The sequence below is a fragment of the Actinomadura sp. 9N215 genome, from assembly GCF_044326345.1.
GTDB lineage: Bacteria > Actinomycetota > Actinomycetes > Streptosporangiales > Streptosporangiaceae > Spirillospora.
This window is the reverse complement of sequence record NZ_JBIRBA010000026.1, coordinates 34120-46780: the sequence shown is the minus strand read 5'-3', so window position 1 is coordinate 46780 and position 12661 is coordinate 34120. Positions and strand designations below refer to the sequence as shown.

11 protein-coding genes are annotated in these 12661 nt (G+C 69.7%); 7 read left to right on the top strand and 4 right to left on the bottom strand.

All coding sequences use genetic code 11. The features are described 5' to 3' along the window. Nucleotides 1-2: 2 nt before the first annotated feature. The 5 genes from ACH34T_RS33915 (at nucleotide 3) to ACH34T_RS33895 (ending at nucleotide 7404) form a co-directional block, all read left to right on the top strand. Nucleotides 3-584, top strand: a complete 582-nt coding sequence (locus ACH34T_RS33915; protein ID WP_396025046.1) for a hypothetical protein — start codon at nucleotides 3-5, stop codon at nucleotides 582-584. Next, nucleotides 581-3067 (top strand): Hsp70 family protein, encoded by a 2487-nt coding sequence (locus ACH34T_RS33910; protein WP_396025045.1) that lies wholly within the window; start codon nucleotides 581-583, stop codon nucleotides 3065-3067. Before ACH34T_RS33915 ends, ACH34T_RS33910 begins: the two co-directional genes overlap by 4 nt. Continuing rightward, nucleotides 3064-3975 carry an OmpA family protein gene (locus ACH34T_RS33905; RefSeq protein ID WP_396025044.1) on the top strand — a complete coding sequence of 304 codons (912 nt, stop codon included), beginning with the start codon at nucleotides 3064-3066 and terminating at the stop codon, nucleotides 3973-3975. The genes ACH34T_RS33910 and ACH34T_RS33905 overlap by 4 nt, the downstream gene beginning before the upstream one ends. Continuing rightward, the gene (locus ACH34T_RS33900) at nucleotides 3972-5474 is read left to right on the top strand and encodes a hypothetical protein (protein WP_396025043.1); all 1503 of its coding nucleotides are present in this window, start codon (nucleotides 3972-3974) and stop codon (nucleotides 5472-5474) included. Before ACH34T_RS33905 ends, ACH34T_RS33900 begins: the two co-directional genes overlap by 4 nt. Nucleotides 5475-5634: 160 nt before the next feature. Next, entirely contained in the window at nucleotides 5635-7404 is a 1770-nt protein-coding gene (locus tag ACH34T_RS33895; RefSeq protein ID WP_396025042.1) for a hypothetical protein, read from the top strand. Between the two features lie 51 nt (nucleotides 7405-7455). Here ACH34T_RS33895 and ACH34T_RS33890 read toward each other — a convergent pair whose 3' ends face one another. After that, a complete protein-coding gene (locus ACH34T_RS33890; RefSeq protein ID WP_396025041.1) occupies nucleotides 7456-7614 on the bottom strand; it encodes an acyl-CoA dehydrogenase family protein in 159 nt (52 codons plus the stop codon). Between the two features lie 32 nt (nucleotides 7615-7646). Here ACH34T_RS33890 and ACH34T_RS33885 point away from each other — a divergent pair, with 32 nt between their 5' ends. Continuing rightward, complete coding sequence (locus ACH34T_RS33885; protein ID WP_396025040.1) at nucleotides 7647-8633, top strand: NaeI family type II restriction endonuclease; 987 nt, start codon at nucleotides 7647-7649, stop codon at nucleotides 8631-8633. Nucleotides 8634-8668: 35 nt separating this feature from the next. On the opposite strand, the gene ACH34T_RS33880 is transcribed toward ACH34T_RS33885, so the two are convergent. Continuing rightward, on the bottom strand, nucleotides 8669-9208 hold the full coding sequence (locus ACH34T_RS33880) for a very short patch repair endonuclease (RefSeq protein WP_396025039.1): 540 nt from the start codon (nucleotides 9206-9208) through the stop codon (nucleotides 8669-8671). A 106-nt stretch (nucleotides 9209-9314) separates the two neighbouring features. Between ACH34T_RS33880 and ACH34T_RS33875 the strand changes: the two genes are divergently transcribed. Beyond that, a complete protein-coding gene (locus tag ACH34T_RS33875; RefSeq protein ID WP_396025038.1) occupies nucleotides 9315-10577 on the top strand; it encodes a DNA cytosine methyltransferase in 1263 nt (420 codons plus the stop codon). 65 nt (nucleotides 10578-10642) lie between these two features. On the opposite strand, the gene ACH34T_RS33870 is transcribed toward ACH34T_RS33875, so the two are convergent. Continuing rightward, a complete protein-coding gene (locus tag ACH34T_RS33870; RefSeq protein ID WP_396025037.1) occupies nucleotides 10643-11731 on the bottom strand; it encodes an acyl-CoA dehydrogenase family protein in 1089 nt (362 codons plus the stop codon). Then, the gene (locus tag ACH34T_RS33865; RefSeq protein ID WP_396025036.1) at nucleotides 11722-12660 is read right to left on the bottom strand and encodes a VOC family protein; all 939 of its coding nucleotides are present in this window, start codon (nucleotides 12658-12660) and stop codon (nucleotides 11722-11724) included. Before ACH34T_RS33865 ends, ACH34T_RS33870 begins: the two co-directional genes overlap by 10 nt. Between the last annotated feature and the right edge of the window lies 1 nt (nucleotide 12661).

The window sequence follows — 12661 nt, the reverse complement described above, 5'->3', positions numbered from 1 at the left end:
ACATGGGGCGCGTGTTCGCACGGGCCGGGGGCGCGCTCCGGCAATGGCGCCACCCACCGGAATTCAGGATCGGGGCGTCCGCGTGGCCCGCGGACGCGCTCGCCGAACTGGCGAGCGCGATCGCCGCCCACGACGACGGCGGCATGGACGGCGTCCTGCCGGACGACGTCCTGCCGCGCGGGGAGGTTCCCGAGCTCTCGGACCGCTCGCTCGCGGACCTGGCGACGAGCCTGTGGCGGCTGCGCACCCGGATCGAGCGGATGAACGACGCGCCGCGCCCGGTCGTCCGGCACCTGGAGACGGCGTGGGACGTCCTCGCCGGCACCGGAATCACGATCAAGGACCACGTGGGCGAGCCGTTCGATCCGGGGCTGGCGATGTCCGTGGTGGCGTACGAGCCCACGCCAGGGCTGTCCCGCGAGCAGATCACGGAGGCCGTCCGTCCTGGCGTGTACCTGGCGGGACGGTCCATCCAGATGGCCGAGGTGATCGTCGGCACCCCCGAGACGGATCCCGGGACGAGGCCCGAGGCGAGGCCCGGGGCGCAGGCGACCGGAGCGACGGAGGAAGCACGCAAGCGATGAACAGGACCACGATCGACTTCGGCATCGACCTCGGCACCACCAACAGCGCGATCGCGCGGCTCGACGGGGTCGAGACCGAGATCATCAAGAACAACGACGGCGCCGACACCACGCCCTCCGCGGTGCTGGTCGACCGCCGCGGCCGGCTCACCGTCGGCCGGGCCGCCAAGGACCGCAGCGAGCACGACCCCGAGAACACGTGCGTGGAGTTCAAGCTGCGGATGGGGACGTCCGGCCAGCCCAAGTTCTTCGCCGCCGCCGAGCGGACGATGGAGCCCGAGGAACTGTCCGCGGAGGTCCTGCGGTCGCTGCGCCGCGACGTCGGGCAGCGCACCGGCGAGGAGATCAGCGCGGCGGTGATCACCGTCCCGGCGGCGTTCGAGCTCAGCGCCTGCGACGCGACCCGCCGCGCCGCCGAGATGGCGGGCATCGCGCATGCGCCGCTGCTCCAGGAGCCGACCGCCGCCGCTCTCGCGCACGGCTTCCAGGGGGACGCCGACAACGCGTTCTGGCTGGTCTACGACTTCGGCGGCGGCACGTTCGACGCCGCCGTGATCCAGATGCGGGACGGCGAGTTCACCGTCGTGAACCACCGGGGCGACAACTTCCTCGGCGGCAAGCTGCTGGACTGGGCGATCGTCGAGGAGCTGCTGATCCCCGCGGCGGCCGGCGAGCACGCGTTCACCGACCTGCGCCGCGGCAACCCCCGGTGGCGCAAGAACATCAACAAGCTGAAGGTCGCCGCCGAGGCCGCCAAGATCAGGGCGTCCAGGGCGGAGTCGGCCGAGCTGCTCATCGACCTGGAGGACGACTCAGGCCGGTCGGTCGAGTTCGAGTACGAGCTGACCAGGGCGGACGTGGAGCGGCTCACGGAACCGTTCGTCGTCAGGTCGGTGAACCTGTGCCGCAAGGCGCTGGAGGAGAGCGGCCTCGGGCCCGGCGACGTCGAGCGGGCGCTGCTCGTCGGCGGCCCGACCCTGTCGCCGTACCTGCGGGAACGGCTCGCCGACCCGCGCGAGGGCCTCGGCATCCCGCTGGACCACACCCAGGACCCGATCACCACCGTCGCCCGCGGCGCGGCGGTCTTCGCGGGCGGGCAGCGGCTCGACCCGTCCTTCGCGGGCCCGCCGCCGCCCAGCGGCGAATACGGGGTCGAGCTGGAGTACCGTCCGCTCGGGCCGGACATCGAGCCGTTCGTCGGCGGCCGCGTGACCGGCGCCGACCCGGCCGGATGCTCGATCGAGTTCGTCAACCCGGACACCCAGCCGGTCTGGCGCAGCGGACGCATCCCGCTGACCGCCGACGGGACGTTCACCACCACGCTGTGGGCGGAGAAGGGCCGCGCCAACACGTTCCAGATCGAGCTGACCGACGCGACGGGGGCGGGCCGTCCCATCACCCCGAACACGCTGACGTACACCGTCGGGGCCGTCGACACCCAGCCGCCCCTCACGCATTCGATCGGGGTCGGGCTGGAGGGCAACGAGGTGGAGTGGCTTTTCAAGCGCGGCACCCCGCTTCCGGCCCGGCGCGGGGCGATGCTGCGCACGACGGTGGCGGTCAGCCGCGGCCGCGGCGAGGGCATGATCCGGATCCCGGTGCTGGAGGGCGAGCACCACCGCGCCGACCGCAACCGCAGGATCGGCCGCCTGGAGATCAACCCCGAGCAGGTCAGGCGGGACGTCCCGGAGGGCAGCGAGGTCGACCTCACCATCGTGATCGACGAGTCCCGGATGGTGGTGGCGCGCGGCTACGTCCCGATGCTGGACGAGGAGTTCGACTGCGTCCTCAACCTGCAGACCGAGACCGTCCCCGACCCGGCGGAGCTCGCCAGGGACGCCCGCGCCGAGAAGCGCAGGCTGGAGTCCGCGCGGCGGCAGGCGGGCGAGCTCGACGACTCCCGCGCCAACGAGGTGCTGGCCCGGATCGACGCCGAGGGCATCGTCGCGAACCTGGACGCCGAGGTGAACGCCGCCGAGGTCGACCCGGACGCCGCCGTCGCGGGCGGCAAACGGCTGCTCGACCTGCGCGCCGCCGCCGACGAGGTCGAGGACGAGCTCGAATGGCCCGGGCTGGTCAACGAGGCGCGCGAGCTGCTCCCGCTGGTCCGCGAGATCGTCGAGGAGCGCGGGAAGGCGAGCCACGTGCCTGAGCTGCGGGCGGCGGAGTCGGCGGTGCAGGACGCCATCGCCGCGCACGACGCCGACCTGCTGCGGCAGCGCGTCACCGAGCTGCGGCGGCTCGCGACCCGGGTGCTGGACGCGTCCGGCGACCTGCCGTTCATCGCCTTCCGGGAGCTGTGCGACCTGCAGCCGGAGATGCGCGACCAGCGGGAGGCCGCCGCGCTGATCTCCACCGGCCGGCGCGCCGCGCAGGCGGGCGACGCGAGCACGCTGCGGGACGTCAACTCGGCGCTCGTCGACCTGCTGCCGTCGGCGCCGGCCCCGCCCGACCCGTTCAGCACGGTGAGGATCGGCCGGTGAACGCCCCGGCACCGCCGCCGGCCGCGAGCCCGGCCCCGGCGCAAGCGGTCCGGGAGGTGACGATCGCCCAGGCCCGCGCGCTGGCCCGCGCCGGGCACTACGCCGAGGCGGAGGAACTGCTGGACGGCGAGCACGGCCCCGCCGCGCTCGACCTGAAGGCCCGCGTGTACGCGCAGCAGGGCCGGCTGGACGAGGCCGACCGCTGCTGGGCCGAGGTCGCCGCCCTCTCCCCTGGCGACCCCGGCGCCGCGGAGGGACGCCGCCGCATCGCCGCCATACGGGCGGCGGCGGCGTCCCCTCGGCGTTTCCTCATCGCGCGCTCCGCGCTCCGCCTGGGCGCCGCGGCCGTGGTCCTGCTCGCGTTCGTCATGCTGGTGGACGTCTGGTTGGACCGAGATTCCACCGACGAAACAGAACCGCCCAAGGCCGCCCCATCAGCACCGACACCCGGCGTCCCGTCCGCCAGCCCCTCCACCGACCCGACGGCGGAATTGGAGCTCGAAGGGACGGGCGTGCACGTCAACCGGCGCGGCGGCGAGATCGAGGTCACCTTCGAGCGCGGCCTCTTCCGCCGCGACGCGACCCTGACATCGCGCGGCCGGGCCGTCCTGACGAACCTCGGCGAACAGCTGCGCCCCCACGCCGACCGGATCGCCGTCACCGTGATCGGCCACACCGACCGCAGGGCCGTCCACCCGGGCGGCGGGTACGCGAGCAACGCCGAACTGGGCATGCTGCGCGCCACGGTCGTCCGGGAGGTGCTGCGGTCGTCCGCGCGGATCCCCACCGCCCGCTTCTCCGTGTCGACGCTCGCCGGCCTCCTGCCCCCGTATCCGGGCGAGGCGGCGTCCGGCGACCCCCGCAACCGCACGGTCAGCGTGCGCGTCTCCGCGGCGAGTGGACGATGACCACCACGAAGACGTCCTACCTCGACCGGATCGGCCCGGACCTGTACCGGGAGAACCCCTTCCGCGTCACCGGCCTCGCGGTGGACGCCACCGCCCGCGACATCCGCCGCCGCTCGGAGGAACTCCAAGTCAAGGCCAAGCTCGGCGCGTCCCCCGGCACCGGCTCACCGCTCCTGCCGCTCGACCCGCCCCCCGATCCCGACGACGCGCAGCGGGCGATCCAGCGGCTCCGCGACCCGGTCCGCCGCCTGGAGGACGAGCTGTTCTGGTTCTGGCCGTCCCACGACGGCGACGAGGCCCTCGCCGCCCTCCGCGAAGGCCGCGTCGAAGACGCCGAGCGCCTCTGGACCACCCCCGGCCCAGGACGCCCCGCCGCCGTCGCCGCGCACAACCTGGCCGTCCTGGCCCACGCCCGCGCCCTGGACGACGACGACCCCGGCCAATGGGAAAAGGCACTGCGCCACTGGCGGACCGTCCTCGACACCGACGCGTTCTGGGACCTCGTCGCCGCCCGCGCCCGCACCGCCGACGACCCCCGCATCGGCCCCCGTTCCGCCGCGGAGCTGCGCGAACGCCTCCCCGCGGCCCTCCTGTCGATCAGCGCGCGCCTCGCCGTCCAGGAGTCCCAGGCCGGAAGGGAGTCCGCCCACATCACCCTCATGCGCGGCTCCGGCTTCGACGCCGCCCTGGTCGACACGGCACTCCGCGACGCCGTCGCCCCCGACGCGTCCCGCCTCAGATCGCAGAGCCAGTCGGCCCTCGAACGCGCCGACGCCACCCCCGAGGACGGCTACGGCGAGGCGATCCGCCTCCTCGAACGCGCCGAACCCGTCCTGGCCGGGCTCGGCATGGTCCTGCCCGGCGACCACTCCGTCCTGGAGGGTCTACGGGACGAGGTCGCCGACTCCGCGATGCGCTGCGTCGTCCTGTACATCAACGAGACCGACGACTGGCTCCCGGCGGAGGGCGTCCTCGAACGCGCCGAGGCCACCGCCAGCTCGGCCAACGTGAAGTCGCGCATCGCGGACAACCTGGAGACCGTCCGCGACAACAAGGTGTACGCCACCTGCTGGTTCTGCAAGGAGCACCCGCCCCGCGACGGCGCCGGCTTCAAGGTGAAGATGTACGGCGAGGTCAACGAGGAGATCACCGAGTTCTACACCCGGCGGATCACGTGGCGGAAACTGACGATCACGGTCCCGCGCTGCGCGGCCTGCACGTCCGCCCACCGGAGCCGCCGCGCCAAACTCTGGGCCTACGGCCTCGGCTCGAACGTCGCGCTGTTCCTCGTCGGGCTCGTCCTGACCTCGACCAGCGCGTTCGGCGCGGGCGTCGTCCTGATGATCCTCACCTTCGCCGGCTTCGCCTTCTCCATCGGCTGGGCAGCCACCAGCCCCCTTTCGAATTCCGCGGAGACGCTCCTGCACCAATTCCCGGCCATTCAGGATAAGTTCAAGGCCGGCTGGTCCTTCGGCCACAAACCCCCCGGCGTCCAATGACACCTGTGCGTCACCGAGATCGGTCACTTCTGCCGGGGCACCGGATACCGATGGAGGTGTAGCCCGAATGCTGCGTTCTTCCCCGGCCCGCCTCCTGCGGCGGGCTGGAAGTCCGCCGCGGGGACGGCGCGCGCAGCGGGCATGGCAGCGGCTGGTGCGGATGTGCGCCGCGGGCGACGCCGCCGCGCAGAACGCGATCCGCTCCGCCGACCTGCCCGAGGCGGACGTGCTCGACCTGCTGGCCGTCGCTCCGCAGGAGCCCGCCGACCGCGCCGCCTACCTCACCCTCATCGGCCAGGACGCCCAGCGCCAGGCCATGGACCCGGACGGGTCGCTGCTGGCCCTGGCCTACCGCGCGGCGGCCACGGACGTGCGCGAACGCCTCCGCGCCGCGACGGCGTCCGAAGGAGACGCCGACATGGTCCGGGTGCTCATCACCGGCGAGCGGCGCGACCGCATCGCCCAAATCTCCGGTACCGAACTCGACTACCTCGGCCGCCACCTGGCCGAGCACGACCGCTGGGACGAACTGCGCCGCCTCGCACTCGATCTCCCCCTGGCCGAAGCGGCCCAGGCCGCCCGCCTGCTACCCGCCGACCAGCGCACCGACCTGCCCAGCGATCTCACCGAGAGTTCCCCCGAACTGCTACGCGCGACGATCGACAGGCTCCCCCGAGAGAAAATGATCTCCCATCGCCATGAAGGATGGGTCCAGGCGTCATTCTCTCCCGACGGGTCCGAACTCGCCGTCCATCTGGTCGTCGGTCGAGCTAACTCGACCGGCAAGAAACACGTGGAGAATATCCGAATCGCGACCGGCGAAGTCACCCTGTGCCATCGCGAATACCAGGACAACACGCGCGTGCTGCCGCGCGTGCGCAAGTACAACTCGATTCTGCATCTGGGTGACGAGATCGTCCTAAGAGAGACGAAACGAAAAGGCGTCACGATCAAGAGACGTGCGATCATCCGAGTCCATCCCGTGGAACAGCGGATGCCACTGGAAGGTCTGGAGCTCATGTCGGACCCGGCGCGGACGAGCACGGGTCTCGTCGCCGTCACCTCGGCGGGGCTGGTCTTCATCGACCGGGGTTCCACCCACCAACGGCACGTGGCCGTCCCCCGACTCGGTGAAGCCGTCCGGATGTCCATCAAGGACGCCATCCTGTCGTCCCCCGGCGGGCATCCGGAACCGAGCCGCATCACGACATCGCCAAACCACGGGCTGATCGCGATCAGCGGTGAGTACCGGATACTCGTACTGGACGAACAGGGGACCATACTTCACGAAAAACCCGTCTCCCCCGCCGCCCCATCGGGCTACGCCAAAAAGGCTCCGGGAATCCGGTGGATGAGCTTTCTCGATCCGGATTCGCTGGCAGTCCTGGACGATGACGGAGACTGGGCGGTCTGGCGCTTTTCAACGTCCTCGACGATCCGGCCGAAGCCCGAAGCGGCCAAGGGCTGGCGGGGGATCGAAGCGCTGCGCGGAACTCCCCTGGACGAACGATTCGCCCGGGCCCTCGGCGATGATGACCACCACCTTTTCCTCACCCCAGACCCATCCGCGCCGAAACCGCCAGGCGAACGGCGGCTCCACGCCGTGTCCCCGTACGCGGACACCATCGCCGTCTCGACACCGAACAATTTCTTTCCAAGAAGTGATCTTGAGGTGCACAGCCCGCATCTGCCCGTCGCGCGCGAACTCCTTGAAACACCGTTGCTGCACACCACCCCGTTGCACTGGGAGCGCGCGCGAAAGCTTCGCCCACGGATCGGTGACCCCGAAGTTCGCGAGGCGCTCACGCTGTTCGAGTCATGCCTGCGGCACCGGTTCGCAAACGAGATCGCCCTGGGCACCAGCCCGATATCCCCCGGCACCCCCGACGACATCTCTATCACTTGGGACGAGTCAAGCCACGGCGAATGACCTCAGGGTATTTCGAGGTCGGGAGCGAGGTTTTCGTAGTGGGCGTCGCCGTTACCGAAGGCCAGGGACGCGGACATAGCGTGCTGGGAAAACCAGTGCAGGGTCGTGTTCGGCGGTGAAGCCGATCGCGCCGTGCACCTGGTGGCCGAGCACGCAAACCCGCTCGTACGCCTCGCTCACCCATGCCTTCGCCAATGACACTTCCTGCACAGAGTCCGGGGGCAGCCTGCTAGCCTCCAAGCATGCCCATCCCAGTTGAACAGCCGCCACTTTTCGGCCCGGAAAATCCGGAGGACAGGGAGCTAGAGCTCGTCCGGATTAATCTCCTGGGGCTTGATCCTGACGGAAACCGAATCGCCGCCACGCTCCGGCGATCCCTGGACATGCTGCTCGATGGGCCGCACACAGGGCGATACGCCTGGCATCAGCTGTACAAAACGGAGAAGACTCACTGCGGCACCGTCGTCGAGATCAATTTGCAGCGCGAGTTCAAGTTCGCTGGCGGCGATCGCCTCGACTACTCAATAGCCGGTCATGACGTCGACTGCAAGTACTCCCAAGACTTCGGCAAATGGATGATCCCACCGGAGGCCGTAGACAGGCTGCTCTTGGTGGTCTGGGCAAGCGATCAGGCTGGGATCTGGTCCGCCGGCCTGCTCCGCGCACGTGAGGAGTGGCTGAACACAGGCGCCAACCGCGATAGGAAGATCACGCTTAAGGCGGAACACCGTCCGCGGATTCGGTGGCTGTTCAAGGACGCGCCGCTCAAGGAGAACGCCCTTCTGCGCATTCCGCAACGCGACTTGGATGCGATCTTCGCCAAGCGGTCTGGACAGCAGCGAGTGAACGAATTGCTGAGCCGCGCCACGGGCATCCGGCTCACCCGGAACGTGATCTGGACTGTCGCGACCGCTGGTGGCAGGCCCAAGGATGACCCGACCCGGCGAATCCGGGGCGGCAAGGAGGGCGCTCGCGGGCAGCTCAGGCCAAAGGGCATCGTGATCTTCGGAGACTACGAGAATCACCGCAAGGCGGCGCGGGCCCTCTCCTTGCCAGAGCCTGGCGACGGTGAGTACGTCAGCATCCGGCTCACTCGTCGTCGGCTCCGCCATGGCGATGCTCCGTACATCACCCTCGAGGACGCCGACTGGGTCGTCGCTGGTCCTGAAGACCCGGTCGAGTTGGCTCCCGTGCTCCCCGAGATCAAGAAACAACGGAACACTGCCTAGCCGACTCCGGCGTAGAGCCCTGACTACCTGTGGTATTAGGAGGTGCCTGCCTCCTCGCCACCTGCTTTCCGTCTGACCTCTCGTGTAGCTTCGAACTCTCGTTCTGTGAAGGCCGTCCCAACGGCCTCCACGACGGCATCGATAGCAGCAGGAAGGGGCTCATGTTCCCACAGGCGTACGACACGCCAGCCTGCGGCTTTCAGGGCGGCGTCCGCGGCACGGTCTCGCTCAACGTTCCGCCGGAGCTTCGGGGTCCAGTACCACTCGTTGCTGGTGGGCTCGCGGCCATGCTCGGGACAGACATGCCAGAAGCAGCCGTCAACGAACACGGCGACCTTACGGGCAGTGAAAACGATGTCGGGCCGGACGCGAGCACCCTCAGGGAGATCGAGGCGCAGATCCTTGCGGTACCGGTAGCCACGTGCATGCAGTGCTCGCCGGAGCGCTATCTCAGGCTTGGTATCCGACCGGCGGTTGGCCCGCATATTCCGGGAGCGGCCCTCGCTCGACGGGCGTGGATAGGTCCCCGCGGCCCGGGCTTCCTCTCGCCGGTCATCCCCGCTGTCGCTGGACACGCTGACGCCGCCCCTCACTCAGTTCGCTGTTCAGGGAGTGCCATGAGCGAAGATACTGCCATGACTCCTTCCCTGCCGGGCCCGCGAACGCCATCAGGAGGCCCAAGTGCCAGCTCTTGAAGCCATCGAGCTCTGCGCGGGGGCGGGAGGCCAGGTCCTCGGCCTAGAGCTGGCCGGGTTCCATCACCGGCTAGCTATCGAACTCGATCAGAACGCCGCTAACACCCTCTCAGAGAACCTGGAAGCTCGCCGAGGGCTTCTGCCCAGCACGATCGTCCAGTGCGGCGATGTCGCCGATCCCGAGGTCTGGAAGCCTTCCGATCACGAAGGCATCGACCTGCTCGCCGGCGGCGTCCCATGCCCTCCGTTCAGCATCGCCGGAAAGCAGCTCGGTGCCAGCGATGAACGCGATTTGTTCGCCTGGGCGGTTGAGCAGGTCCAGTTCATGCGGCCTCGGGCGCTCCTGCTGGAGAACGTCCGCGGGCTGAGCATGCCGCGCTTCACTGGTTATCGGCAACACGTGCTCGACCGGCTGCAGGAGTTCGGGTACGTCGGCGAATGGCGCCTTCTCCACGCCTCTGACTTCGGCGTCCCTCAGCTGCGACCCCGATTCGTCCTGGTAGCACTCCAGGAGGAGTGCGCACCCTACTTCCATTGGCCCGAGCCCGTTGGCGAAGCCCCCACCGTCGGTGAAACGCTCATCGACCTCATGGCCGCCAATGGCTGGGAAGGCGCAGAGGACTGGGCTGAGAGGGCTAAGAAGATCGCCCCGACAATCGTCGGCGGCTCCAAGAAGCATGGCGGCGCTGACCTGGGCCCCACCCGCGCCAAACGCGCCTGGGCGGAGATGGGCGTAGACGCCCTCGGCGTCGCCGACCACGGGCCTGCCGCCGGTGACACCTTCGAGATCGGCCCGAAGCTGACATGCGATATGGTCGCGCGGCTCCAAGGCTGGCGAGATGAATGGGGCTGGCAGTTCACCGGCCGTAAGACCTCCGTGTACCGCCAGATCGGCAACGCCTTCCCGCCACCCGTAGCGCGCGCAGTCGGACAGGCTATCTCCAGAGCGCTACGGCATGTGGGCAAGCCTCGCGAGCGGGAGGTTCCTGAGCAGGACCCGATCTATCGGGCCCTTCGGGATCACGGCGACTTCATGACTGCGGCTCAGCTCACCCGCGCGTCCAAGCTTCACCTGGACGCACCGGAACTGGAACATCGGATCAGCCTGCTCAGTCGAGACTTCGAGATCGAGATCCGCAACGGCGCCAACACGACCGCCTACAGGCTCGGCCAGTTCAAGGCATTTCTCGGCCAGGACGACCATGAACGCCATGAACGGTTCCTGCAGTACCGTGCCAGGATCAGCTAATTCTATCGCTGATCCGGCACGGCCCATCTGGATGGCCGTCAGAGGTGACGACATATTCAGTTGGGTCAGGGAAGGTCGAGGTCGGGGGCGAGGGTGTTGTAGTGGGCGTCACCGTCGCCGAAGGCCAGGGACGCGGACATGGCGTGTTGGGAGAACCAGTGCAGGTCGTGCTCCTGCGTGAAGCCGATCGCGCCGTGCACCTGGTGGCCGAGGGCGCAGACGCGTTCGTACGCCTCGCTCACCCATGCCTTGGCCATCGACACTTCTTGCGTGGCGTCACGGTTCGCCGATAGGCGCCAGATGGCCTCGTAGGCGATGAAGCGGGAGCCTAGGACGTCGATGGCCATGTCGGCGCAATGGTGCTGGACGGCCTGGAACGACCCGATGGGACGGCCGAACTGCTCCCGTTCCGTCGCATACCCGACCGTCATGTCCAGGACGCGTTGTGCCGCACCGACCATTTCGGCGCAGGTGGCGGCTGCGCCGAACAGGGAGATCGCGTTGGCGGCGTCTGGGGTGAGGACGTTGTCGGCGGGGACGCGGACGTCCGACAGGTCGATGTGGCACGGACGGTCCATGCCGACTGTCTCCAGCGGCTGGAGGGTGAGGCCCGCGGACGAGGCGTCCAGCCAGAAGGCGCGGACCTCGTCGCCGACGCGGGCCGCGACGAGCAGGCTCTCGGCGGACGCGGCATACGGGACGAACGTGGCGGTGCCGTTCAGCAGGAAATCCGTGCCGTCGGGCGAGGCCACCGGCCCCTCCCCCGGACGGTCCCAGGGGAGGGGTGCGGCGGTCGCGATCTGGCCTTCCGAGACGGCCGTCAGCCACCGTTCCTGCTGGTCGGGCGTCCCGTGGCGGGCGATCGGCATGCCGCAGGACGCCACCGACGTCAGGAGCGGGCTCGGCACCTGCGCGTAGCCCAGTTGCTCGAACAGCAGGCACACGTCGAGGAAGTCGCCGCCGACGCCGCCGTGCTCCTCGGGAAAGGCGAGGCCCGTCCAGCCGAGTTCGATCATCTCCTTCCACAGCGCGGCGGAGTATCCGGCCGGGTCGCCGTCGAGCGCCCGCGCCCCGGCGGTCGCGGCGCGGGATTCCAGGACCTCGCGGGCGGTGGAGGCGATCAGCTCCTGGTCCTCGGTGAGGCTCAGGTCCATGGCGGCGGAACCTTGTCGGAGCGGACCCACACGCCGGGCCGTTCCTCCCAGAACAGCTGGACGAGAACGCCGCCGGTGTGCTTCGGATGGATGAACGTGTCCTTCCACGCCGCGCCGTCCGTGCTTCCCTCGTTCTCACCGAACGTCGGCGTGTCGTGGTGGTCGCAGGCCGCCATCGCCTTGTCCCAGTCGTCGACCTCGAACGTGACGTGGTGGGCGGCGGCGCCGTTGCGGTCCCAGAACCGCTCGATGAACGAGTCCTCGCCGCGCGGCATGATGACTTCCCAGCAGATCGCGGAGCCGGGGATGTTCAGCACGAGGTCGGCCATGTCGGGATGCTCGTCGTCGGGCGTCCGCCACACCTGCACGAATCCGGCCAGGTCGTGGTACCAGCGGGCGAGGGCGTCGCGGTCGGGGAACGCCTGGCAGATGTGGTCGAGCGCGACGATCCCCAGGGACGGCGCGTCCGATGTCGAAGACTCGGCGACGGACGCGGACGTGTCGCCGCACATGTCCAGGCTGCCGGGGCCGCGGAGGCGGAACAGGACGCCGGGGCCGTGCTCGGGCGGGCTCAGCGACGCCTCCAGCCAGCGTCCCCGGGCGCCGTCGGTCGGCTTGATCCCGCGGACTTCGAGTTCCGCGCGGACGGCCTCAAGATCGGGCACTTCCGCGCCCACGTGGTGCAGGCCGGGGCGTCCGCCGTGCTCGTCCAGGAAGGTCTGGAGCGCGGAGCCGTCGCCGGCGGGCGCGACGACCTCCCACGCCTGGCCGCGGCTGCCGGGGATCTCAAGCCGGGTGCCGCGCGCGCCCTCGGCCGGGTTGTCCCAGCTCCGGACGCGCCGGAACCCGAACAGGCCCTCCAGCAGCGCGACCTGCGCGTCGAGGTCGCCGGTCACCTGCGCGACATGGTCGATGCGGTAGATCTGCACG